The organism is Leptospira paudalimensis (genome assembly GCF_026151345.1).
Taxonomy (GTDB): Bacteria; Spirochaetota; Leptospiria; order Leptospirales; family Leptospiraceae; genus Leptospira_A; species Leptospira_A paudalimensis.
The window spans coordinates 169,525-194,995 of the sequence record NZ_JAMQPR010000001.1 but is presented as its reverse complement, the minus strand read 5'-3'; the positions used below and the strand labels follow the sequence as shown (position 1 = coordinate 194,995).

General features: G+C 36.8%; 24 protein-coding genes. 11 read left to right on the top strand and 13 right to left on the bottom strand.

What is annotated here, in order from left to right; genetic code table 11:
• Positions 1–18 precede the first annotated feature (18 nt).
• Positions 19–1,632: a fumarate hydratase gene (locus tag ND855_RS00990; protein ID WP_265356791.1), complete on the bottom strand. Its 1,614-nt coding sequence runs from the start codon at positions 1,630–1,632 to the stop codon at positions 19–21.
• Between the two features lie 152 nt (positions 1,633–1,784).
• On the opposite strand from ND855_RS00990, the gene ND855_RS00985 reads away from it, so the two are divergent.
• Both ND855_RS00985 and ND855_RS00980 read left to right on the top strand, forming a co-directional pair.
• The gene (locus tag ND855_RS00985) at positions 1,785–2,747 is read left to right on the top strand and encodes an LA_2444/LA_4059 family outer membrane protein (protein WP_265356790.1); all 963 of its coding nucleotides are present in this window, start codon (positions 1,785–1,787) and stop codon (positions 2,745–2,747) included.
• Positions 2,748–2,806: 59 nt separating this feature from the next.
• Complete coding sequence (locus ND855_RS00980) at positions 2,807–3,403, top strand: class I SAM-dependent methyltransferase (RefSeq protein ID WP_265356789.1); 597 nt, start codon at positions 2,807–2,809, stop codon at positions 3,401–3,403.
• Positions 3,404–3,424: 21 nt separating this feature from the next.
• Here ND855_RS00980 and ND855_RS00975 read toward each other — a convergent pair whose 3' ends face one another.
• The 9 genes from ND855_RS00975 to loa22 form a co-directional block, all read right to left on the bottom strand.
• Positions 3,425–3,823 carry a DUF3703 domain-containing protein gene (locus ND855_RS00975; RefSeq protein WP_265356788.1) on the bottom strand — a complete coding sequence of 133 codons (399 nt, stop codon included), beginning with the start codon at positions 3,821–3,823 and terminating at the stop codon, positions 3,425–3,427.
• 11 nt (positions 3,824–3,834) lie between these two features.
• Positions 3,835–4,317, bottom strand: coding sequence for a hypothetical protein (locus ND855_RS00970; protein WP_265356787.1), 483 nt, complete (start codon positions 4,315–4,317; stop codon positions 3,835–3,837).
• Between the two features lie 163 nt (positions 4,318–4,480).
• Complete coding sequence (locus ND855_RS00965) at positions 4,481–5,767, bottom strand: TolC family protein (protein ID WP_265356786.1); 1,287 nt, start codon at positions 5,765–5,767, stop codon at positions 4,481–4,483.
• Positions 5,754–8,873: an efflux RND transporter permease subunit gene (locus tag ND855_RS00960; RefSeq protein WP_265356785.1), complete on the bottom strand. Its 3,120-nt coding sequence runs from the start codon at positions 8,871–8,873 to the stop codon at positions 5,754–5,756. The genes ND855_RS00965 and ND855_RS00960 overlap by 14 nt, the downstream gene beginning before the upstream one ends.
• Positions 8,873–9,826: an efflux RND transporter periplasmic adaptor subunit gene (locus tag ND855_RS00955; protein ID WP_265356784.1), complete on the bottom strand. Its 954-nt coding sequence runs from the start codon at positions 9,824–9,826 to the stop codon at positions 8,873–8,875. Before ND855_RS00955 ends, ND855_RS00960 begins: the two co-directional genes overlap by 1 nt.
• A 41-nt stretch (positions 9,827–9,867) precedes the next feature.
• Positions 9,868–10,317 (bottom strand): DUF1801 domain-containing protein, encoded by a 450-nt coding sequence (locus ND855_RS00950; protein ID WP_265356783.1) that lies wholly within the window; start codon positions 10,315–10,317, stop codon positions 9,868–9,870.
• 128 nt (positions 10,318–10,445) lie between these two features.
• Positions 10,446–10,865 (bottom strand): hypothetical protein, encoded by a 420-nt coding sequence (locus ND855_RS00945; RefSeq protein WP_265356782.1) that lies wholly within the window; start codon positions 10,863–10,865, stop codon positions 10,446–10,448.
• Between the two features lie 110 nt (positions 10,866–10,975).
• Positions 10,976–11,515, bottom strand: a complete 540-nt coding sequence (locus tag ND855_RS00940; protein ID WP_265356781.1) for a hypothetical protein — start codon at positions 11,513–11,515, stop codon at positions 10,976–10,978.
• 238 nt (positions 11,516–11,753) lie between these two features.
• Positions 11,754–12,326, bottom strand: coding sequence for an OmpA family outer membrane lipoprotein Loa22 (gene loa22 / locus ND855_RS00935; protein ID WP_265359319.1), 573 nt, complete (start codon positions 12,324–12,326; stop codon positions 11,754–11,756).
• Between the two features lie 56 nt (positions 12,327–12,382).
• On the opposite strand from loa22, the gene ND855_RS00930 reads away from it, so the two are divergent.
• Genes ND855_RS00930 through ND855_RS00915 form a run of 4 tightly spaced genes read left to right on the top strand, consistent with a single transcriptional unit; the run spans position 12,383 to position 16,109 of the window.
• Positions 12,383–13,321: an RluA family pseudouridine synthase gene (locus tag ND855_RS00930; RefSeq protein ID WP_265356780.1), complete on the top strand. Its 939-nt coding sequence runs from the start codon at positions 12,383–12,385 to the stop codon at positions 13,319–13,321.
• A complete protein-coding gene (locus ND855_RS00925) occupies positions 13,321–14,808 on the top strand; it encodes a hypothetical protein (protein ID WP_265356779.1) in 1,488 nt (495 codons plus the stop codon). Before ND855_RS00930 ends, ND855_RS00925 begins: the two co-directional genes overlap by 1 nt.
• An 18-nt stretch (positions 14,809–14,826) precedes the next feature.
• Positions 14,827–15,564, top strand: a complete 738-nt coding sequence (locus ND855_RS00920; protein WP_265356778.1) for a TerC family protein — start codon at positions 14,827–14,829, stop codon at positions 15,562–15,564.
• Between the two features lie 2 nt (positions 15,565–15,566).
• On the top strand, positions 15,567–16,109 hold the full coding sequence (locus tag ND855_RS00915; protein WP_265356777.1) for a DUF1569 domain-containing protein: 543 nt from the start codon (positions 15,567–15,569) through the stop codon (positions 16,107–16,109).
• On the opposite strand, the gene ND855_RS00910 is transcribed toward ND855_RS00915, so the two are convergent.
• Positions 16,101–18,533 carry an ATP-binding response regulator gene (locus ND855_RS00910; protein WP_265356776.1) on the bottom strand — a complete coding sequence of 811 codons (2,433 nt, stop codon included), beginning with the start codon at positions 18,531–18,533 and terminating at the stop codon, positions 16,101–16,103. The genes ND855_RS00915 and ND855_RS00910 overlap by 9 nt on opposite strands.
• A 6-nt stretch (positions 18,534–18,539) precedes the next feature.
• Between ND855_RS00910 and ND855_RS00905 the strand changes: the two genes are divergently transcribed.
• The 4 genes from ND855_RS00905 to ND855_RS00890 are packed head-to-tail and all read left to right on the top strand — an operon-like array spanning position 18,540 to position 21,696.
• Positions 18,540–19,136 carry a response regulator transcription factor gene (locus ND855_RS00905; protein WP_108960612.1) on the top strand — a complete coding sequence of 199 codons (597 nt, stop codon included), beginning with the start codon at positions 18,540–18,542 and terminating at the stop codon, positions 19,134–19,136.
• Positions 19,137–19,181: 45 nt separating this feature from the next.
• Positions 19,182–19,694, top strand: a complete 513-nt coding sequence (locus ND855_RS00900) for a SixA phosphatase family protein (RefSeq protein WP_265356775.1) — start codon at positions 19,182–19,184, stop codon at positions 19,692–19,694.
• Positions 19,691–20,203, top strand: a complete 513-nt coding sequence (hpt, locus tag ND855_RS00895) for a hypoxanthine phosphoribosyltransferase (protein ID WP_265356774.1) — start codon at positions 19,691–19,693, stop codon at positions 20,201–20,203. The genes ND855_RS00900 and hpt overlap by 4 nt, the downstream gene beginning before the upstream one ends.
• Complete coding sequence (locus ND855_RS00890) at positions 20,200–21,696, top strand: adenylate/guanylate cyclase domain-containing protein (RefSeq protein WP_265356773.1); 1,497 nt, start codon at positions 20,200–20,202, stop codon at positions 21,694–21,696. Before hpt ends, ND855_RS00890 begins: the two co-directional genes overlap by 4 nt.
• A gap of 118 nt (positions 21,697–21,814) precedes the next feature.
• Here ND855_RS00890 and ND855_RS00885 read toward each other — a convergent pair whose 3' ends face one another.
• Positions 21,815–22,732, bottom strand: a complete 918-nt coding sequence (locus tag ND855_RS00885) for a phosphate ABC transporter substrate-binding protein (protein ID WP_265356772.1) — start codon at positions 22,730–22,732, stop codon at positions 21,815–21,817.
• Positions 22,733–22,838: 106 nt separating this feature from the next.
• On the opposite strand from ND855_RS00885, the gene ND855_RS00880 reads away from it, so the two are divergent.
• The gene (locus tag ND855_RS00880) at positions 22,839–24,191 is read left to right on the top strand and encodes an OmpA family protein (protein WP_265356771.1); all 1,353 of its coding nucleotides are present in this window, start codon (positions 22,839–22,841) and stop codon (positions 24,189–24,191) included.
• On the opposite strand, the gene ND855_RS00875 is transcribed toward ND855_RS00880, so the two are convergent.
• On the bottom strand, positions 24,188–25,456 hold the full coding sequence (locus tag ND855_RS00875) for a lysophospholipid acyltransferase family protein (protein ID WP_265356770.1): 1,269 nt from the start codon (positions 25,454–25,456) through the stop codon (positions 24,188–24,190). The two genes, ND855_RS00880 and ND855_RS00875, sit on opposite strands and share 4 nt — an antisense overlap.
• Positions 25,457–25,471: the final 15 nt, after the last annotated feature.

Here is a 25,471-nt window from a genome sequence, read left to right as displayed (position 1 = left end):
AATTGTACACTTTCATAATTAACTTAACATCTGGAAAAAATCATTTCCTTTATCATCAACAACGATGAAGGCAGGAAAGTTTTCCACATCAATGGACCAAACTGCTTCCATTCCTAATTCAGGAAAATCCAATACCTCTACTTTTTTGATGTTTTCTTTTGCAAGCAATGCTGCAGGGCCACCAATCGATCCGAGATAAAACCCACCATTTTTTTTGCAGCTATCGGTCACTACCTTTGATCGATTTCCTTTCGCAAGAGTAATCATCGAAAAACCTTTTTCTTGGAAAACAGGCACATAACTATCCATACGACCCGCAGTGGTTGGACCAAAGGAACCTGATGGCATCCCTTCTGGAGTTTTTGCTGGACCTGCATAGTACACTGGATGGTTTTTAAAATACTCTGGAAGTGGTTCACCCTTATCCAACTTTTCCTTTAGTTTTGCGTGTGCAATATCACGTGCTACTACAAGACGACCAGACAACATAACACGCGTTTTAACTGGATATTTTGAAAGAACTTTTAAAATTTCAGGCATTGGTTGGTTTAAATCAATATGCACTGATTCGGTGTTAGAATCGACTTCATCAATGGTAGGTAAAAATTTTGCTGGGTCGTATTCTAATTTTTCTAAATAGATTCCATCTTTTGTAATTTTTGCTTTGATGTTTCGATCCGCACTACAACTTACTCCAAGTCCCACAGGACATGAAGCACCATGACGTGGCAAACGAATGACTTTAAAATCATGTGCCAAATACTTACCACCAAACTGAGCTCCAATTCCCGATTTCTGAGCAGCTGCGAGCATTTTTTCTTCTAATTCAATGTCTCTAAAGGCAGAACCAAATTTGTCTCCCTTTGTCGGTAAATGATCCAAATAACCAGCTGATGCGAGTTTTACGGTCTTTAAGTTTGCTTCAGCAGATGTGCCACCAATGACAACTGCTATATGATATGGTGGACAAGCTGCGGTACCCAAGTTCGATACTTTATCAGCAATAAATTTTTCAAGGGATGTTGGATTGAGTAATGCTTTAGTTTCTTGGAATAGATAAGTTTTGTTAGCGGAACCACCACCTTTTGCCAAAAAGAGAAAACTATACTTATCACCTGGAGTTGAGTAAATATCAATTTGAGCAGGTAAATTGGAACCAGAATTCACTTCTTCATACATCGTTAGTGGGACTACTTGCGAATAACGAAGGTTCCGGTTGACATAGGTATTATAAATCCCACGAGAGAGTGCTTCCGCATCATCCCCGCCAGTGATCACATATTCCCCTTTTTTTGCCATGACAATGCCTGTTCCCGTATCTTGGCAGGAGGGAAGTTGTTTGTCTGCCGCAATCACTGCATTTTTAAGTAGTGCCATAGCCACAAAACGATCATTTGGTGTAGCTTCTGGGTCGTCTAAAATTTTGCGAACTTTTTCAAGATGTGCTGTTCTTAGATAAAAAGAAACATCTTCCATCGCTTTTTCTGCAAGGAAGGTAAGGCCTTCTGGTTCCACTTTAAGAATTTCTTTATCACCAAAGGGGACAGTGCTTACAAAATCTTTTGTTAATAATTTGTATTCAGTGGTGTCTTCTTTTAAAGGGAATGGATCGGCGTAAAAAAAATCTGGCATGGAAACCTCTATTTATAACTTCTAATTTCGCGGGATTCCTCGTTTCGTAAATGAATTTTTGCGACCACTGCTAGAAACACCAAGGCGAAAGAGGAAAATACGAATGGAAAAAATCGTTTCCATTTTCCAAAATCAGTCTATAACAAGGAAAAATGAAACAGAACCTAATCTATCTATTCCTTGTTTCTGTCTCTTCAATGGTTTTTGCAGAAGGAAGAGAAATGGAACCTCCCTTACTCGATGGAAAAAACAAAAAATCAGAATGGAGTTTGCTCTTAAAAAGACAAACCTACCAATACCTTCCTTACGAATACACCTCCCTCACAGATAAAAATGAATCCATTGTTCCCACTCGTTCCAGTTCGGCACTCAAAGAAAATGGAAAGGTTCTCATTCCCTTTGTATTCAGTTATGAAAACGTTGAGAAACGATTCAAAGTGGATCTTTCTTATTTTGAAATTGAAATTGTAAATGCAAACACCTTACTCTTCCAACAATCGACCCAAGGAGGCAACCTATCACGATTTTATCTTTCTCCCATGGCAAGGTCGGAATTTGAACTGAACCTATACCAAACATTTTTACCTGCAAAAGACTGGAAATTGTATCTGGGAGGTGGGGTTCGGAATATCAACCGTTACCTCTATGGAAATTATTTAGGACAAGGTACGTTTAAAGAATATTTTTTTACTTACGGCCCACAAGCCTCTGTCCAAACAGTCTACCAACTCACCCAAGATCTGGCATTCCACCTAACAATGGATGTGTTTTATACACAAGGCACTCGATTTTTCAAACAACCTAATCTAATGGAAGACCGTTTCCAATATTCTTTATCCACTGCCGGCACAGCAGGAATCTTTAGAGGTTATGAATGGGATGGATCTCTTTCCTATTCATTCCATTCGAATATGAAATTTTTTGTGGGTTATAATTTGATCATGTCGAAGTTCTCTTACCTAAATTACAATGAAGTCCAATTCAGTCGGACAACAACAAACATAGGTTCGCAAAACCCATCCCTCACTGGTGATTGGGAAATCAATTTACCTAAAAAATCAGAAAACTTTGATCGTTTGCGCGGAATGTATTTGGGAATGATGGTAAGTTTTTAAAGAATTATAATGTACCAAGGATTTGGTAAGAAACGAATGACAGTCTAAACAGAACCATTATGGAAACAAATGTTTTTGACCAAATGGCCAATCAATATGATACCGATGATCGTATCCAATTGGCAAAACGAATTTTAGATCAATTAGGACCCTTCCTTCACAATACAAATGAAATTTCATTGTTAGATTTTGGATGTGGGACTGGACTATTGGGAATCCCTTTGTCTTCTCATTACAAACATGTTATGTTATGTGACGACTCCCCCTCTATGTTGGAAGTGGCAAATTTCAAAATCAATTCGCATGGTATCAAAAATGCGAAAACAATGTCCCCTTCCGATTTGGCTCTGGACAAGTCTTTCCTTGTAGACAATATCCTTTTGTCTTTGGTACTCCTACATATTCCAGATACACAATCGATATTAAAATTTCTTTATGACCATTTAAAACCCAATGGAAAATTATTCATTGTTGATTTTTGTAAAAATGACAAGGTATCCCATCCAAAAATTCATAATGGATTCAAACTTGAAGATTTGGAATCCATCTTAAAAACAATCGGATACCAAACAGTGAACTCAAAAGTCATCTTAGAAGAAAAAAAAGTTTTTATGAACCAAGATGCATCTTTATTTTTACTAATCGCAGAAAAGTAAAACGATTGTGATTCGAAACAATTATTCTTTTAATCCAGAAAGACCTTTTGCTTCGGTATCTGCATTGTGAAGAAGGGAACGTAAGTCATCAGGGATAGGCATGGGAGCAAAAATCGGTACTGATGCACTTCCCGTATTTCCAACTGGAATTCGGTTGAACAAACTCCCAATCCAACCAAAGAGCAAACGAATGAATTGACCATAAATTTCTTTAATGTCTCCCTTCCTAATGCCAAAGAGAAACATTCGGAAATGGCTTCCAGTATGAGGGACTGGAAAATATTGTCCAATGATATGTGCCCTTTCTAGAAATCTCCAGGCAGCCAAATCATTGTTTTGCGACATACTATCCCTGTAGTTTTGGATCTCTTTTAGATAGGCAATTTTGAAATTGGTGGGCATCATTACATTTAGTTTCATTTTTAGTTCCTTCAAGAAGAGATTAATACAGGGTATTCATAACTACGAATCCAGGCTTCCGAAAAAATGGGATCTTCGTAAAAATGTTCATTTTCTTTACCAAATCTTCTTTCATACTCTTGGATTTTGTATCCGTCTTGATGGCAATGTACTGCCGCATAACATTCGCTATCTTTTGTTTTTGAAATAGTCAAATCATTTGCCTCTTCAAACAAATCCAAGTAACTAATCCTCCATCCATACTGACTGAGTAAAAGTGGAATTACATTTCGATAGGCTTTATGAGCAGAGACAGAACTAGGATTTAGGCCATGTAAATTGACAAACATCTTAAACTTGGTTCCTTTCGGTAAATCTCGAAACACTTGCTTTAATCCAAGTTCCCATTCTTTTACATCCAAATCTGTTACAAAACCAGACAATCGAGTAATGATTAAATGGGAGTCTTTCTCCCACTTCGTAAAATATTCAATTTGCATAATCTTTAGACTCATTCATCCACTTCTATTCAAGAGGCAAAACTTTTTCCCCTTATTTTAACAATCGAAATGAAATCAAAAAGATCCTAAATGAATCCATCTTATCCTATAAATGTCCGAATTATGATTACAAAAAAGAATCTATCATTAAAAATTGCTGAAATTGTTTTTCAAAGGTTCAATTTGGTTCGTAATCAAACCCTGTAATGTATTTTAGATTTAATAAAGCCTTTTCATATTCAACTAAGGCATCAATGTATTTTAATTTTGTTTCATTATAGGATCGAGTTGTATCCAAAAACTCTAGTAAGGTGGAACCTCCACCTTTATATGCTAACTCAACAATTTTGACTGCTTGTTGTGATTTTAATAATGAGATTTGTCTCATTTGTTCGAGTGCTTCAAATCTAATCTTAATTTCTTCTTCTGTAATCGCCATTTCCTTTGCTAAGTTTAAATACAACTCTTCTCGAAATATGGCAGCTTGTTTTCTGGCTGATTCACTTTTTGCAATTTCGCCTTGGTTTCTAGAAAATACAGGTAATTCCAAATTTGCAGACATTCCATACATATATTGGTTTTGTTGCACGAGTGAATCAAATAGAATACTAAAGTTTGGTACGGCATTTGCTCTTTGCAGTTTCATATTTGCCAATGCAATATCTTCTGCATTCACTAATGCAAGATAATCAGGCCTTCCTTCAGTTGCTAATTTTAATAATTGGTTCGCATCAATTTTTGGTAGTAGTTTTAACGAATCTAAATTACCAGCTAACACAATATCAATTTCACTCGGATTTAGACCAAGAAATACAATTAGTTCATTTTTTAATTTAATATATTCAACCTGTGCAGAAACTCTCGCTACCGCATATTGATCTTGAGCAACTTCAGATCTCAATAATTCTAATTTAGAAATGTCTTCTCTCTTAAATCTGATTCTGTTGATTTCAACGATATTCACCAAATTTTTATAATTTTCTTCCGCTAAGAGATAACGTTCCCTTGCTGCAAGTGTTGCTATGAATAAATTTCCAGTGGATATTGAAATTTTTCGCAAAGTTTCCAAAAATACCAACTCATCCATCTTTAGTCTTTTGTTGGCGACATTGATCCGTTCTTCCCGTTTGTTAGCAGTTTCAATCACAAATCCTAAACTAACACCATATTGATTTCGATTTGGATCAAATTGTTTTGAAGTTGGATTAAAAGGTAAAACATCGGCTACAATATTCAAAAAAGGATTTGGCCGTAAACCAGCAGTGATTCGATCTGCTTTAGTAAAATCAATTTCAAACTTTGCAATGGCAACTTGTTTGTTATTTACAAGTGCATATTGAATTGCTTGGTCAAAATTAAATTCTTTTTTTAGTTTATCATTCGCATAAAGGGGAAAACAAATAACAGATACAATCAATAATTGTACAAATCGATTTTTGATTTGATAAAATCTAATTTTTCGCATGAAGTAATTTTCTCTGTTCACTTAAATAACAAAGTAAAGGGATTGTAAAATTTCCAATGACCAAAGTGAACAATAATCCACCCACAATCACTGTTGCCATAGGTCGTTGGATATCAGACCCAATTTCATTCGTAAGCATTGCCGGTAATAAACCAATGATTGCCGTTGTTAGAGTTAAAAATCTGGGACGAAACTGAATTTCAGAAACGTACGAAATTAATTCTTTTAAATCAGTTTCAGTTTTAATCTCTCTATTTTCTTTCGCATGATTAAAATTTGAGACAAATAATACTCCACCCATAATGGAAATTCCAAATAACGAAATAAGACCAACACCTGACGAAACGTTAAAATGCATTCCACGTAAAAAAAGAAAAAAGAGACCGCCGAGTGCAGCAACTGGAATACTGGACATAACAAGTAAACTATCAGAGATATTGTGAAACATTAAATACAAGATAAAAAGTATAATAACAAACGTTAGAGGAACAGCAACCATAAGTCGCTTACTTGCACGAGTTAGGTTTTCGAATTGTCCTCCCCAATCAATTTCGACATCCGCTGGCAGTTTGATTTGTTTTGTCACAATCTTTTTTGCTTCATTTACAAATCCACCTTGGTCTCTGCCTTCGATATTAATCCAAACAGAAACCATGCGATTTCCATTTTTCCTGGCAATTTTGGCTGGCATTTCCTTCAATTCTAATTTTGCAACAGAAGACAGTGGATATTTACTTTCGTATTTACTTTTGATATTGATATTCCCAATCGAGTTAACAGATGTTCTATATTCTTCAGGATACCGAACCGTTATGTTATAAATATGATTATCCAAATACAATTTACTGATCTCTTTTCCACCAATCGCCATTTCGGTAATATCTTGGATGTCAGAAAAATTAATCCCTGCTCTTGCCGCTGCTTCTCTATCAATGGCGATACTTAGTTCTGTATTGGGTCCTTCTTGTTCAATTCCAATAGCTGATACACCTTCTAACTTTTCTAAGGCGGATTCAATTTCATTTGCTTTTTGCCATAATACGGCAACATCTCTACCAGAAAGTTGAACAGACAAATCAGCAGCTGAACCAGTGACCGCTTCTGCAACATTATCCAAAATTGGTTGTGAAAAACTGAATTTTGCCCCAGGAACTAATTTTTCAAATCGTTCCTTAAGAATTTCTAACATTTCCGCTTTTGAATGAACCGTTTTCCATTTGGAATAATCTTCTAATGTAATCAGACCTTCAATTCGATTTGGACCAAAAGGATCTGTTCCATCATCATTCCTTCCTGATTGAGTGATCACAACCTTTACTTCAGGAAATTCACTCACTGCCTCTCGTAGTAAATTTGCAACATTTGCAGTTTTATCCAAATGAATTCCTGTCGGTAATTTACATCTAAAATTGATGGCACCTTCATCCAATTCAGGCAAAAATTCCGTTCCTAATCCCATAAAAACTAAAATTACAAGTAGGATCACAACGGCATAAGTGCGGATTACTAATTTTTTGGAATGGTCGAGGAGAAAATGAAGTAATTGAAGGAAGTATGATCTTGCTTGTGTTAGGAGAAAAAATTCTTTTGTTTGGCGACGATTCTCGTCTTGGAAAAACTTTGAAAAAATAACAGGAAGGACTGTGAGTGAAAATAACAAAGCACCTATCAATGTAAATGCCAATCCAAAAGCCATTGGTTTGAATAATTTACCTTCTACCCTTTCAAAAAGAAAAATCGGAAGGTAAGCACATAGGATGACAATAATTGAAAAAAATACTTCTTTTTCTGTGTGGTCAGAAGAACGAAGGATGATATCATCCAATGGTAATTTTTTTTTCGATACAGATGAAATCGCAATCGTCGTTATAATTCCCTCTATAATGACAATCGAACTATCAACAATAATACCAAAATCAATTGCACCTAACGAAAGTAAATTTGCAGGTATTTCAATTAAATTCATTAAACAAAATGAAAATAATAATGAAAAAGGAATGGTTACGGCAACTGCAAGTGCAACTCGATAGTTTCCAAGTAAAAAGATCAATACAATCATAACAATTGTAATCCCTTCCATCATAGTACGCACAACAGTTTTTAAAGTATTGGATACTAACTCTGCCCTATCATATAAAATTCGAATGCGAACACCTTTGTTTTTTAAAAATCCATCCAAACTAGAGAGTTTTTCTTTTACCAATCTTAATACTTCAGATGGATTTTCTCCTTTACGCATCATAATGATGCCCTGGACTCCAGAATTGGTCTCGGTTCCAGTTTGTAACCGATAACCGAGAATCCCTTTGGGAGGATGAGGGATCACTCTCACTTTTCCAATGTCTTTTACATAAATGGGAACATCTTTTTTTTCAGTGACGATAATGTTTTCTATATCTTTTTCGTTTTCGATTGCACCTAACGCACGTACTGGTATTGCTTGGTTACCATGTTTAAATATATTACCACCAGTATTTGCATTGTTTTCTTCAATTGCCAAAACAAGATCGCGTAAAAAAACATTATATTTGTCTTGGTTGATGGGATTGATTTCAATTTGGTATTCTTTGATGTCTCCACCAAAAGTAATCACATCTGCAACACCTTGGATTTGTTGGATTCGTGGAGCCAATTCCCAATCTTGGATACTCCTAAGTTCCATCGTTGGCAATCCGTAACCTTCCACTGCATAACGTAAGATTTCACCCACAGGAGAAGTTAATGGACCAAGTTCAGGAACTTCTGTTCCTTCTGGCAATTGAATTGATTTTAACCTTTCATTAACTTGGTTTCTCGCAAAATATTCATCAGTGTGGTCTTTAAAAGTTAACCGAATGACTGACAATCCAAAAATACTTTGTGAACGTGTTGTGGTAAGACCTGGAATACCAGTTAACGCCCGTTCCAAAGGAATTGTTACGAGTTTTTCGACTTCAGAAGAGGCTCTACCATCAAATTTTGTGATCACAATCACTTCAGTATCAGAAACATCAGGATAGGCATCTATCTTAAGATGTGTGACTGAATAGATTCCAAAAGCTGAAATCATTAAAAAACAAAATAATACTATCGGAGAGTTTTTCAGTGAAAAACGAATGAATCCCATTAGTAACCGAAACTGAGTCCTTTTAATAATGTAGAACCATGAGAAACAACACGATCATTGGTTTGCAAACCAGACAAGATTTGTGTGTATTCATCTGTTTCGATTCCTGTTTCCACTTGTACTCTTTGGAACGTATTCAAATCGATTTGTTTGAATAGATAACTTGTATCACCAATTAAAATGATAGATTCATTTGGAACAGACAAAGCTTCAAGATTGTCCAATTCAATATGTCCATTTCCAAACATACCTGGTTTAAATTGATTCCCTGGATTTTTTGTTATGATTAAAACTTTAACAGTACGACTGACCGGGTCAATGACATCAGAAATGGAATCAATTTTTGTTTCATAACGATCTCCCGGGAATGCCGAAAACTTAATGAATACTCTTGTTTGTAATTTGACTCGATTTAATTTTGTTTCGGGGATATCGCCAACAATCAAAATATATCCTGGTTTCAATTTGCTTAACTTTTCAATGGGAATGCCTTGCATTCGTAATCGGTTTAAATTTTCATCCATGGATGCTGCCATTTGTTGCAATTGAACATTTGCATCATTCAATTCTTTACCCGCAGCAGCTTGGTTTTCCACCAAGTATTTTAAACGTGAATAAGATTTTTTTGCACCAAATAGTGCTGCTTTACTTTTTAAGTATTCAGAATAAATTAACGACTGTTCTTCGGTCTCAAAATGATAGGAATAATTTGATTCTTTGGAAGTAACACAGACAACTGACACACGAACTGGGATCGATAGTCCTGATCCTAAATTTCGATAAGCAACGTTTGCAATGGAGATTGTTGAGGGAAGTTCACCTTCTGATTTTTTAATGATCACTCCATCTTCTAGAGTATGGAAGGTTGCAATGCGAGGACGATTCTCTTCCGATTTCTGATTGCAAGATACAAAACAAACAACCGTCAAAAAGAGAAAAAATGATTTAGTCATAAAACATCACTTTTTTCAAACTAGGAGTTTGAGAATTGAAATCAACTTGAAAATGTATTTTTTTCGTAAACTCGTATCCAGTCATTAGGATTCATTTTGGAAACAAGTTCACCAATGAGTTTCCAAGGGATGTCTTCCAATTTTTTGAACCGAATGCAACTTTTCCCCATATCCAATTTGGAATGAGAATGTTTTGGGTATTCCGTTTGGAACCATTTTAAGAGAGTTGGATCCGCATAAATCCCCATATGATACATCGCTAGTCCACTTTTTTGGACAGCAATGTGGAGAAACGGTAGTGCAAGTTCTGGGTTGGCATGGTATCCAGCGGGATACGTTTTTTTAGGAACCACATACCCAATCATATTGTATTGGAAGGTCTCTTCAAATCCTTTTGGCAGATTTTTTTTCACGACACTTCGCAATTTGAGAAAAGATTCTTTTTTGCCGTCCGGTAAAGACGCAATGTATTCTTCGATTGTCTGAATCATATTGAAATTATGGATTAAGGATGAAAATCATGAAATTATTTTTTGAAAATTTTGTTCATTTAATTTCCAAAATACATTCGGAGATTAAGCCTTCTCTTCGCTAATCTTCGAAAAGAAGACAAATGGAATTACTTTTTAGCGGATACCCATAAAGGTCCAACAGCAACTAACAATACAAAGATATTAAAAATTGCATTCGAAATATTTCCTGATGTTATTGAGCCAGCGCTATCCAACAAAAACCATGAAATCAAACCAATTAGTACAGAGATTCTCACTTCATTTGGAGCTTTATCATAAACGAAATGAGTCAACATCCATACATTCACTCCCCATCCCAATAAAAATCCACCGGTCAATGCCGATAAAAATCTTGTATCAGGCGATGAATAAGTTGTATTTCCATCAATCGGCCAACTCAACAAATCTAATGTTAGTCTAGCAAGCTCAGAGGTTTCCGGCATAGTTCCCAAAAAGAATACAGGAGCAAACAAAGCGATGACGACAGCCGTTACCTTAAGATAAAATTTTTGAAATTCAAGAGTCATAAAAATCCTTTTATTTTAAATTTATAAACTCATTTGGAAAAATTTCCGAAAAATTCTCAATCGAATATTAATGATCCTTTGGATAATCACTGTACGGTATCGTACAGTGATTATTTGCCAGCGATACTCAATATTACTGATTTCAATTTAGAAAAATATTCTCTTAACCAAAACTCTGTTAAAATTTCAAAATGAATTTGAAGATAAAAATTTTCCAATGCTAAAGAGAATAATCCATTCCATTGAGACTCAGACATTTCTAATCCTAAGTCTTTTTTCCAAATGCTCAAAAAAGGTATTATTACAACTTCATCTGTCTTAATTATAATTTCATTGAATCTAGGATTGTGACGATTGATTCTTAATTGTTTGTTAAACAATAGATCTATTTTATGTTCTGTTAAAATTTCAACTAAACCGGGATCAATCGATTCACAGGATGATTCTTTTTGAGAGACGATAAAACACTGCTGTAAATGATATTCTGACAAATACTTAGTAAAATTTTCCAAATCTACAAATAAATAGTAAAAGGAAGATTTTGGTTTATCTAATATTTTTGCTAGTTTTTCAATTTTTAATGCTTCAAATCCATGAATAGAGACGAATTCATAACCCTTTTTGATCCATTGTAATCTTGTGTCTGACATGCTAAGTTATCCCCTCAGCGCCAGCGATAGAAGCGGAAATCCTTTCCCGTGAGGGAAAGATTGGAGCGGATAGCGCGGTCGGTGATCGTAAAATTTTGATTCGCATAACCATTGCGAGGCGCCCAAAATTTTTAACTATCCATTCGAATTTAGCGAACCCATTTTCCAGACATAAAAAAACCCACCAAGAGGTGGGCTTTTATTAGAGAAAGGTCTCTAGGTAAGAAAATCGAATTTCTTATTTAGAAACAACTTGGAAAGTCACACGACGGTTGATCGCGTCTTTTTCATCAAAACCAGAAATTGGTTTAGAAGAACCAGCTGCTTTAGTGACGATTCTTTCTGCAGGGATCCCTTGTTTCACAAGAGCTGCTTTTACAGCATCAGAACGGATTTGTGAGTAGTAACCGTTTCCTTTTTTAGCACCTTCCGCTTCTTCTGGACCAGATGCATCTGCATGGCCAGTGATTTCGATTGCATAACTATCAGGAAGTTTTGCAAGAGCGTCTTTGATGTAAGCAACATTGTCTTTTGCCCAAGTTTTGAAATCTTCTGCTTGGATGTCTGCTTGTTTGTAGCTAAATCCTCTGCGACGAACGCCATCTGGGTAACGGTAGTCTTTGAGTGCTACGTTGATTTCGTCCAAAAGAGCTCCATTGAGATCTCTGGAAGCAACTCCCGTTGTGTTGTCCGTAGTTGTGGACGTTGTATCTTTTGGAGTTTCTTTTTCTTCAGAAGACGAACAGTTCGTGAATGAAATAGAAAGACCTACGAGGAGGATGAGGCTTAAAAAAAATCCTTTTTTCATCAGTTGACCTACCTTAATGTTTCCATAGTTTAGTTCTTTTCATTAGATAACAACCGAAAATGCAAATATTTGTAACTGTTTCCGAAGATTATGACCAAAGTCGCTTAGACGTTTTCCTAAAAGACAACGCTGGAGACGATCTTAGCCGTTCAACCGTTCAAAAATGGATCGATTCTGGCTTTGTGACAAACAAAACAAAGGACCAAACCGTCCATAAAAACGGTTATAAGGTGACTTTAGGAGAAGAGTATGTGGTGGATGTCATCGCAAGACCACCTTCTCGATTGGAACCCATCCCGATGGATATCCCTGTTTTGTATGATGAAGAAGAGTTTATGGTCATCCACAAAAAAGCGGGGATCGCTTGCCACAGTGGACCGGGTGACGACTCGCCTTCTCTTGTGAATGGACTCCTCCACCAATTTAAGAATCTTTCTGGCACTGGTGGTGAACGCCGTCCAGGTATTGTCCATCGTTTGGACAAACCAACAGAAGGGGTTCTCATCATTGCCAAAACAGACAGAGCCCATGCTGCCTTATCCAAACTCTTCCAAGATCGTCTTGTGGATAAAACGTACTATGCTTGGGTGTTACAAGCACCAGTGGAAGCCGAAGGGACGATTAGTATGCCGATTGGTCGCCACCCCGTCGAACGTGTGAAGATGTGTGTACGAGAAGATGGGAGAATGGCCATCACCCATTACAAAACAGAAAAAATTGTACAAACACAAACAGGGCGAAAGTTTAGTTTGATGAAACTCGGTCTTGAAACGGGGCGAACCCACCAAATCCGTGTTCATATGGCAAAAATAGGATGCCCAGTCGTGGGGGACAGTTTGTACTCACGGTCTGCAAAGGATTACACACAATACGGACTCCTTCTCTTTGCCAAAAAATTAGATTTTCCTCATCCCTTTGTACCAGACAAACGAATTGTTGTGGAACTTGAGTTTCCTGAACGATTTAAGATCTTTGAACGCAAATGCCCTAGTTACTGATGAGATTTCTAAAGCCGATCCTTTTCCTTTTGGTTCTTTTTGCCAGCTTTCATCTGTTCTACGATGTTGTGTATGAAAACCATTTAGGTGAAGGAACGGATAGTGATGTTTTATATCCCTATTTGTTTGCACGGGATGTTTGGACTGGGGGATTTGCTGGCATTCGTGGTTGGAACCTTCCGCCATGTACCTATCTTTTTCCAGAGATTTTAATAGCACTTCTGTTATTTCCTTTGGTTCCCTCTGTGTATGGGTTCCATTTGGTTTTTGGATTTATTTCCTTTGTATTGCCCTTTTATTTAGCGAAACAATTGGGAATGCCAAAACAATATTCCTATTTAGTGGCACTTGGGTTTTTGGTTTTAGCAGGGTACGATCCCAATTTATTTGGGCAATTTTATTTGCCGGGTTTCCATGCCATGATCTTTTTCTTTGCAACCTGGACTTTGGTTTTATTAGAACAATGGAAACAAACAAATGGTAAGGTTTGGTTTCCATTGTTATTCCTCATGACAATGGTTTGGGTTTCAGAGTATTGGTTTTTTGTCAATATCGCTCCCTTTTTGATTTGTTATGCTGTCCTTCATTTACGATGGAAAAGCCTTGGACCATTGAGCATCGGTCTTGCGGGAATGTTGCTTGCAAAATCCATTGGGAAAGGACTTCGTTTTTTCGGAATTGGAATTATCAGCACAGACAATATACAGTTACTCTCCAAACTCAATTCTACCTTTCATTCCATTGTCTTAGATCCAAATGTAGTTTGGCAAGGTCTCGTACAATCCGTTTCCAAACAACCTCTCCTCTCGGAATGGTTCCAATGGTATTTGGTGATCGGAATTTTTTACCTCTTCATTTCACTTGTAAGGAATCAAAAGAGGGATTTCCTACTTGATTTGATTTTGTTTTTATCCCCTTACATCACTGTATTTTTTTTATTCCTCATCGAAACAGAACTTAACATACGTTATCTGTATTTTTTGCCTTTTGGAATTTTATTTTTTAGCTCTCGGATTTTGGAACGGATTCCCTTCTTCCGATTTGGAATTCCGATTGTGTTGTATGTTGCTTGTTTTTTATTTTATCTCGGAAAACATTCGGAACTTGTCGCCAAAGTGAGAGAAGGTGAAGGAAAACGAAATCACAGAATGGAGTGTTTGTCAGAATTTGATCAAAAAATTCCGGGTGCCGCCACCTACTGGCCAATCAAATACAGTTATGCATTTTCTAACAAACAGTGGACTCTCGTCCCTTTCACAAAAGACGGTGTGTACTACCCTTGGATTGCCAATACCACTTGGGATGGTGATTTCAAAAACCAAACGTTTGATTCGTTTCCTTGGGGTGTGACGGAAAACAAAGAAAATTTGAAAGACTGGAAGGATGTTACCATCACAAGGGAATGTGAAGGTTGGTATTTTTTTCGAAGAAATGAACACGAAGTAAAATCTAAACCCAAGAATTCGATTGATTCTAGTTTTCCTTAGATCAGTTTGGGTCGTGTCATGATAGTATTTCTTTCCGATCCAGCACTTTGGCTTGCCCTACTCACCTTAACCTCTTTAGAAATTGTTTTGGGCATTGATAACATCATTTTCATTTCGATCCTTTCTGCCAGGTTACCCAAAACCAAACAAAAAAAAGCAAGGCAAATTGGATTGATACTTGCGATGGGAACAAGAATTTTACTTTTATTTTCCTTATCGTTTATCATGAAACTCACCACTCCCCTATTTACAATCTTAGAACAAACAATCAGTGGCAGAGACATCATCCTAATTTTAGGTGGACTTTTTCTCATTGCAAAGTCGACAACCGAAATCCATCACAAATTGGAAGGTGACTCAATTGTCGGTGATGATTCCAAAAAACAAATTTCTTTCACCCAAGTGATCCTTCAAATTTTGATTTTGGATGTTGTATTTTCATTGGATTCAGTGATCACCGCTGTTGGAATGACAGACCAACTTGGTGTGATGATCACAGCTGTGGTTTTATCTGTTGGATTTATGTTATTATCGAGTGGGAGTATCTCTGACTTTGTAGACAGACACCCTACCATCAAAATCCTTGCACTTAGTTTTTTGATTTTAATTGGTGTGGCTTTATTAGGTGAAGGACTCAGGTTTCATATCCCGAAAGGATATATCTATTTTGCGATGAGTTTTTCCGTGATCGTAGAATTTTTGAATATGAAATTACGTTCCAAGTCGGAAAAACCAATTACACTCAGAGGTAAATGAATATGAAACGTAGAGAATTTATCAAACGAACTGCTCTTACAATTAGCATCGCACAGCTTCCATTATTCGGAGAATCAAATGATGTTACATCTCCTTGGTTAGAAGCAGAAGATTTGGAAGATTACAAATCACTGGTTTCTGCATATCTAACAAAACCCACCGAATTAAAATTACAAGGGAATTGGTCAGTTGGTAAGATGTTTGCCCACTGCGCTCAAAGTATTGAATTTTCAATGAAGGGATACCCGGAAATGAAATCTTCTCTCTTCCGAGGGTCCGTGGGAAAAATTGCTTTTTCTGTTTTTGCTTTTAAAAACAAAATGAACCATGGATTGGAAGAACCGATTCCTGGTGCTGAAGAAATTAATAATGCAACTGAAATCAAAGTAGGTGCCAAAAGATTGTTACAAGCAATTGAACTTTTTTCCAAAACACCAGAGTCATCTTTACGACCTCATTTTGCATATGGAGATCTTACTAAGGAAGAATATGACGTAGCCCATACTCTCCATATCAAAAATCACATGGAACGTTTGTTAAACTAAATTCATTTCGATCTGTTGGCACAAATCTTCTGCTTTGTACATTTTCGATAAATAAGCAGATACGATTGTTTCCAAACCCTCTTCCTCAAGAAAGGAATTTCCGCCAGAAAGAGGTGCATCGGAACTTATCAAAATGATTGGAATTTTTTGGTTTTGATTTCGTTTTCCTTCCCATTCATGAATCAAAGAAATTCCATTCATTCCTGGCATGTGTAAGTCAGTAATGATGAGTGATGGAGTGATCCTTGCCAAATGAGAAAGAGCTTCTTCCCCATTCCCCGCTTCAATTACAATCCATTGGTTCCTTCGCATTACCTCTGCTAAATCAGATCTAAAATTACCTGAATCATCTACAAGTAAAACCGATTTGTTACTTCTAGATAACGAAATCTCAAATGAGGAACCGACACCAAGTACTGATTTAATCCTCAGTTTTCCAAAATGGGCTTCTAGTATATTTGTACATAACTGTAAACCAAGCCCAGTTCCACGTTCGCCTGCAGTTCCTGGTGTACTTTTGATATTTTCTTCGCCTGTTAATTTATGGATTTGTTCTTCACTCATTCCAAGGCCACGATCACGAATTTCAACAGAAAGCCATTTCCCTTTGAAAGAAACACCTACCCAAACTTCAGAATTGAGATATGAATATTTAATGGAGTTTGTAAGGATATTTTTAAACACTTCTCCGATCAAAGTTCGATCTGCAATGATTTCTGCTTGGATGGGAGTGTCTTTTTGGATTCGAATTCCTTTCAATGTTGCCAATGGTTCCACTGATTCAATGATTTCGTTTAACAACTCATTCACTGAAAACCGAGTTTGCATCAGTTTGGTTCCAAATGCATCAAATCGACTTACATCCAAAAGTTGTTCCAACATTTTTATAGATTGGGTCACACCAGTTTTACAAATCTCTAAAAATTTCTTTTTTTCCTCTTCTGATGTTTCACTAAAACTAAAATCGATTACATCTAAAATTTGGTTCACACTATTGAGCGGCGAACGTAGGTCATGCGAAATTAAGGAAACAAAATTAGCCTTCCATCGGTTTGCCTTTTCCAATTCTGCAGTACGGGCTTTGACTTTTTTCTCAAGTGCTTCTTTTCTTTTGTAAAGTTCTTTCGAGATAGACTCAGATCGTTTGTAAACACGTACGAGTCCAAATGTCACACCAAGTGTTTGTGGAATGATAAAAAAATACAAAGAAAATAATCCCATTGGCCTAAACCCAAAATTAGGATGGGAAATTAAAATGATATCAATGACACCACCTAATACTGCGAGAAACAAACTAAAAAAATACAATTTACTTTCTTTTCTTTGGAAATACAAAGCGAGTGAAACCGAAAACAAACCTATCAGAACAAAAATCGCAGAAAGATATTCAAAATAATAACTAACTAAAGCTAAATGTTTTACAGGTGTTAGTATTGAAACCAAAAGAAATGTAAGTGAGTATACCTTCAATAACACTAACATTTTCTTAAAGATACGCATTTGCGCTAAATTTATTAAAACACTCCCGCCAAAAAACAAAACGATCACAAAACCAATTCTTGAAAACCGAAACAAAGGGATACAGTAGTCATCAGAAAAAAAGTTAAAGAGGATTCTTGTTTCTGTTAATGTAGCACTGAGAATCAAAATTCCCAAATAAACAAATGACATTCGTAATGCATTTTTTTCTGATCGATTGATTAAATACACTAACGCATGATAGATGGATAGGATTCCCATAAAAATTAAAATGATACAAGAAGCAGAATGGTAATTGTTCCAAACCTGGATTATATTCTGTAATTTACCAAATCGAATGATCCCATGAATCCCTGCGAATTTATGGGAGTAGTTGGATATATGGATCACCAAATCTACTTTTTCTTTAGCATTTAATATGGGGACAATTTTGGTATGAAAAGATGGAACATGAGTTTCACTATTTTTTCCAATGGATCCATTTTCAGCGACCAATGTCCCGTTTGCGTATATTTTGTAAGCACTATGGAGTACAGGCACAAGGAGAGCGTATGGTTCTTGGTTGGATTCACCTTCAGGCAAAAGGATTGTCAATCGATAGGTAGCATAACCAAAACTTGGATAATCTTCCCCATCTTCATTGTGTTGGGAAAACCAAGGAACACCCACTTGCATAAAAGATCGATTGTTGGGAGAAGGAGTGTTTGGTTCTAAAAATTCATTCCAGTAAAATTCCCACTTCCCAATTAGGTTCACTGTGTCCGTTGCCAATTTCAGATTCCGGCCATCCAAAACACCATCTTTTGCAAGTAAGGTTGGGGAGAGTTCCAAGTGACAGGAAGAGGTGAAGAGGAGAACCAATCCAAAAATTAAGGGATAACGACAAAATTTTACTGTGGCAGAAAAAGATTTTTGGATAGATGAGAAGGAGACTCTGAAAATCATAAGGTTGTGGAATCCGTTAAAATTGCCATCTTAGAAGACCATTCCGTTGTCACTGAAGGAATCATATCTATCCTGAAATCCAATCCTTTCTTTTCCCTTGCCGGAGAATTTCGAACGGCTGCGGATTTGTTTCAATTCATCGAATCAAATCCAATTGATTTGTTGGTTCTCGATATTGATCTTCCCGACCGTAATGGCATTGATGTTTTGCGAGAAATCAAAGAAAAACACCAACCCACAAAGGTGATCATCTTCTCTTTGCATGGCAGTCGAGTGTATGTGGAAGATGCTCTCAAATCCAAAGCAGATGGATACATGCTTAAGTCAGACCCCATCTCACAACTCCCTGAAGTGATTCAACTTGTGATGAAAGGTGGGTCTTTTGTATCCGATGGAGTGAGCAAAGTGCAACTTCCATTTTCACCATTCCAAATGGAAATCCTAAACCTCTTAGTCCAAGGACTTTCGCAAAACGAAGTGGCTGACCGGATCCAAAAATCCAGGAAAACAGTAGAATACCATTTAAACCAAATGAGGACAAAATTTTCCTGTAAAAATAATAACGAACTCATTTCCAAGTACGAAAAAGAAATACAAAAATAGCGATTTCGTTATTTCCCTTTGGGTTGTTTCAAATACACTATTCGTATGAAACATATCTATTTACTCAGGCATGCTAAGTCTGAATGGGATGAACCTTACGATACGGACTTAGATCGATCTTTGTCCAGAAGAGGTCGAATCCAATCAAAAGCACTACGTGACTATTTAAAAGAAAGTCGATTTGAGTTTGACCAATGTTTGGTCTCACCTGCAGAACGAACTTTAAAAACTTACTCCTCACTTCGTAAGGAAATCCTTCGATTTCCCAAACCCGAAATCAGTGAAAAATTATATGATGCAGACAAAGAAGATCTAATGTTTGTTTTGCATGGATTATCATCTAGCACTCGTTCTGTTTGCCTAGTGGGACACAATCCAAGTTTGGAAGCATTTGGCTCTGCCCTCGTTTTGGGAGACAAAGAACAATCCCTTTTCCATAAATTCCCGACAGCATCCTTTCTCGGACTCAGTTTTTCTGACGATTCTTGGAAAAATCTTAGTTGGGGAAGTTGCCAATTAGTAGTATTCTGGATCCCTGGGCAAATAGGAAAAGAATGAAACCACTCTATTCAGAAGAACGAATCCATCACCGTGTCGAAGAATTGGCACGGGAAATTTCTAGAGATTTTTTAAGCAAAGACCTGGTTGTCATTGGAATTCTCAATGGAGGGTTCATTTTTACCGCGGATCTTTGTCGTGACATTCTGATCCCACATGAAGTAGACTTTATGGCCGCGTCATCCTACGGGGACGGAACTTCTTCTGGAGACTTAAAAATCACCAAACAACTCAAAAAATCAGTTCAAAACAAATCAATTTTGTTAGTGGAGGACATCGTCGATACAGGAAAAACATTAGAATATTTACTCACAGAAGTCCAAAAACAAAATCCAAAAGATCTAAAAGTAGCAGCACTCTTTTGGAAACAAAAAAAGGCAAATCCACATATCATTGTGGATTATCCAGGTTTTATCATTGAGGATGAATTCCTGGTTGGTTATGGATTAGATTACCAAGGGAAATATAGAAATTTACCGTATGTTGCGAAGTTAGAGGGAACTGAGTGAAAGATGCAATTGTAAAACAAAAATTTGATACACTCAAATCGTTTCCAACAATCAAACATGAAATTTTAAAAATAGCAGAAAATTTTGTTCACCATTCCGATGATTGGAAATTACTGAGAGTGAATCCTCTCAAATTTGCCACAGATCATAAGTTAGACGAAAACGATTCCGTAGATTTTTTTGTACATGCTGCAAAGGTTGGATTATTCGATTTTGCTTATAATTTGATTTGCCCAATGTGTGGTGGAATTGTTCACAGCCATCACAAATTAGATGAAATCGAAGGAAAAGAATTTCATTGTGTATCTTGTAATATCGTTGTTCCAACTCTTCTAGATGACCAAGTAGAAGTTGCCTTTCAAATCCATCCATCGTTACAAAATCATCAAATTGATCCCTTTGTTGATGTTACAAATTACTTTCGTTATTTTTTTTCCGAAAATTTTGATAAATCAACTGAACTAAAAGACTGGATCCAATCTTCAATCAAAGACTATACGAAACTAATCCCTGATGGATCCTATAGTTTTGAATATGATGCAAAGTATGGTGAACTCCAAGGTCATCTCATTCAATTTGTAAGCATCGACAGAAACACAATGTGTTTATTTTCTGTTGATCCCAATTTACCACCTAACAATCAATCTTACTTGGTTGACTTAATGGAAAGTGGTATGAAACCAAATATGGTAACTATTCCCGCTGGCCATCACCATTTTACGATCCATAACCGCACTCGGTTTACAGTGGGACTCAATGTATTAACACCCAATCCTAAAGAAATTGAAAGGATTGCCAATTCCTACCCAACCATTCGGCATCAGTTTCTCACAGCGAAGATGTTACTTAATAACCAGTCCTTTCGGGATTTGTTTCGTATCCAAAAACTTTCACCAGATTTAAACTTGAATGTGAAATCACTGACGATCATGTTCACAGACTTAAAAGGTTCTACAGAAATGTATGACACAGCAGGTGACATCTTTGCCTATAAATTGGTTCAGGAACATTTTCGTATCCTAACAGAGATTGTGCGAAAGTACAAAGGTGCCATTGTTAAAACCATGGGAGATGCCATCATGGCAACTTTTTCCACTCCTACAGAAGGACTATTAGCAGCCCTTGAAATGATGCGGCGCATTGAATTGATGAACCTAGAATGGAAAAAAGAAGGTTATGAAATTGGGCTGAAAGTAGGCCTCAATGAAGGTTCTGCTTTAGCAGTCGTGAATGATGAACGACTCGATTACTTTGGCCAATCAGTGAATATTGCAGCTCGTGTCCAAGGACTTGCAAAATCAGGAGAAGTCTGGTTAAGCGAATCGGTTTGGAATGCTACAGGACCGGAAGATTTAGTCAAACAACATGGTTATTACTTTCGCAAACAAAAGGCAACCTTAAAGGGTGTAGGCACACCCGTTCCAGTTTTCCAATTAAGTCGAAATCAAATAAAAGCACCTTCCAAGTGGAAACTCCTTTTTAACAAAGGATAAAAAAGGAAAACGTAGAATGAATTTTGTAAATAAGATACAGATTTCGGTCAGCTAAACATTGCTGACCGTATGGAACGATTTGGTTTCGTATTTTAATTTGAGAGGTTATTACCTACCCCTATTTCACTGGCTCTGCAGAAACTTCCACTTCGGGCAACGAAGACCTTAGATACCCTGATTGTAACACAGCCACCTGCCCTTGTTCGCTTGTGAGATACGTCACGAAGGCATCTATTTTATCACCTTGGTCTGTTTTATAGATGATAAATAGTTCACGAGCTAGTTTGTATTTACGATCATAAACATTACGAATGGATGGAGTCACATAAGGTTCATCTTTTGATGATGTTTTTGCATACTCAAGTGCTTTTAACTTATCTTTGTGATCCACAAGAGCAGAACCCATTCCCATATAACCGATGCTATTTGGATTTTCTTGGATGTACTTTGCCATTTCAGCATTGTCCTTCACAATTTTAGCATTGGGTGAAAACACATTGGATTTATAGGTATTAAATTCTTTATCACCCAAATCCCTTCTTTTTAGAATATGATTTTGAAAGTAGTCTTGTGTACCAGATTTGTCATTTCGAATTACGATGGAAATAGGTGCATCTTGGCCTCCTACTTCTTTCCAGTTTTTGATTTTCCCAGAAAAAATATCAGATGTTTGCACCAGGTGGAGTTTGGAAACAGGATTGTTTGGATTCACAACAATAGCCACACCGTCGTAAGCTAGACGTACAATTTCCAGGTTTCCAGTTTTTCGTAAATCATCATACTCAGCTTGGTTCAGTGCTCGAGAAGAAACTGCCATATCAATTTCTCCCTTTCGTAATCGGTCAATTCCAGATTCCGAACCACCACCTTCGACTGTTACACGAACATTTGAATTGACCTTCTCATATTCAGTACCCAAAAATCGCATCATACTATTCATGGTTTCTGATCCAGCCACTTTAAGGGTTTGTTTGTCCTTACATGCGACAAAATTAATTGTAATCAAAATGTAAAAAAGCAGAGAAAGGTTTTTCATCGTAAATCAGGTAAAGCCCAAATTCAATCCTCCGTCAATCGCAAAAACCCGTTGTTTTTTCCAAAACCCCTCTCAGTTTTTCGAAAAAAACCCCGATCTTTGCAAAGTGAAGACCAAAGGCCATTCGATCCTCATTTGTTTTGTAACAATCCTACCATTCTTGGAATTGTTTGCAGGCCCGCCTGAAAAAACCCAGTTCCAGTGGAAATGGACCAATAACCAAGTATTGGAACTGAATGAATACCATGATGTTTTCTTTCGTGTAGGAACAAAAACCGTTGAACGAGAAGATAAAAACCGAGTTGTGATGAAAACCAAACAATGTTCGCATGACTCTTGTTTGGTGAATGCTTGGTTTGATACTTATATGAGGTATGGTAAAACTTCAGGTCCATTTTGGAAGGACAAAGAATTTTTATCCGATTTTACACTCTTTCGAAATGGTCGTTATGAAGTACCAAACGAATTTATCATGCCAAACCTTCGTAGTTTTCCTTCCTTCCCTGAAAATGCGGTTTCCGTATCCGATGTTTGGAAATTACCTGCAGAAGAGTCCTTTGACTTTTCTAGTGAACGTATCCGAGTCAAAGTCACACCCGAATATACCTTCCAAGGAATTTTTCCATGGAAAGAAGGGAACTATTCAGGTAATTGTGAAAAAATCACTTACACTTACCCTATTTTTTATACAAAATCTGAATCAGATAAGATGGCACCTAACGTTCCTTATAAGATATTTGGTTTTGCAACAGGAACTGTTTTTTTCAATGCAACCAAAGGTGTGCCTGAATTCAAAGAAGTTAAACTTTCTTATACCTTCATATATCCAAATGGCACAGTCCAAGAAGCAAACTTTCATATCAAAGGAGTTTATTTTTTACGGAACCAAGTGAATGCAAAAGATAAAGAGTCCATTCGCGAAGATATCCTAAATGATTTGATTGTAGGTTATACAAAAGATGGATACCCAAATGGTGTTCCAACTGGACCTTCGTATCGACCAGGGAATCAAAATCCAGATCCAAATTCTCTTTCCACTCCCGTTACGGAAAGTGAAGACCCAAACAAAATTGCAGACCAATTGCCTGTAAAAGTGCGTACTTCGGAAGATGGGATCGTGTTTTCATTGGATTCCATTTTATTTGATTTTAATGATAGCAAATTAAAACCAGATGCAGAATCCGCAGTTGCCAAAATTGCAGAAATTTTAAAAAAATACCCCGATCGTGAAATCAGAGTTTCTGGTCACACGGACAATATTGGAAAAAAAGAGTACAATCAAAAATTATCTGAGGAGAGGGCAAAGTCCGTTTTACATTCATTAGTTGATAATTACAAAATGGATGAAAAACAAATTTCTTTTCGAGGGTATGCCGATGATTTACCTATTGTTCCAAACGACTCAGAAGAAAATCGTCACAAAAACAGAAGGGTAGAAATCACACTCGTTCTCGATTAACCAATTTGTAAATCAAGTCCTACTGAATAAGGTGGAACCAAAGGTTCACTTTCCTTTTTTCCACGTTCCATCAGTTTTTCCATTTCCTTTCTGATATCACCAAGCAACAAATGATAACTATCTTTTTTGTTTGTTTTGTATTTTTCAAAATAAGGAGCAAGCGGAATGGAACGTGATGCGTAAACATACGCTTTTTTGGCTCTCATTTCTGATTTTCCGAATATATGCCTTTCAAAACTACATATCCACTCCATGAGTCGTTCTGCAGATGGCCATTGGATGAGATTTTTGGGCTGGGTGATGAGAAATGCATAGGCAGTCTCTACCAATTGTTTGGCTCGGCGGATATTTTGATCCGTTAGGTGTTTTGGGGTAGATTCCAATGGAATGCCCGCATCAATTCGGTCCAAAGCATGGAATAAAATTCGGATCTTTTGGATGGCATTGTCTGAATCTTGGAATTTGATATGTAAAATTTGGCCTGCCAAGTTCAGAGCAGTGTGCCTTGCCCTTCCCAATCGATAGTCAAAATCCTTTCCATTGATTTCTGATTTTGGGATCCCAAGTTCAAATTCCGTTTCTTCTAACATTACACGACCCACAGTCAAAAATCTGCGAAGAACCGTCCTCCCACCTGGGTATAATTTTAACTTACGTTCGATCCGTGATAAAGATGTTTCAATGTCTTTTAAGATGGAATCTCGTGTGCCGGAAATTTTATATTTCACAAAGGTTGGTTGTAAAAAAAGTTCAGCATGTGGATCTTTTTTTTTGGCTTCTTCCAATCCCCAATATATGAGTTGTGCTGTACTCGGTAAAAAGGAAACCAAATTATCATTTTCTCCTGACATGATCCCTTCAGGATACATAACAAGTTTTCCGCCATTTTCGGATAATATTTGTTTGGTGGTTCGAATCATCTTTCGATTGGAACTTCCATGTAATACAGAAAATGCTCCAACACGTTTGATGAGTTCACCAACAATTCCAAATCCCCAATTGAAAATACTACGTGATGCCATATAATGAAATCTTGTTCCAATTGAATTGGCAACTTGGTAAGCGATGATGGATTCCATATCCGTGGGTTGGTTAAAAAGATACACAACTCGTTTGTCTTTTGTTTCTTTCAGACGAAGTTCATCTTCTTTGGAAATCACCACTCCATCTAAGTTAAACAAAAGTTTTGTGAGAATGGGAAAACCCAAATCCAATCCCAAAGCAACAGGAAATTCAAAACGAGGAGCGATAAAAGTATCTTTCATAGAACTGTGTAATTA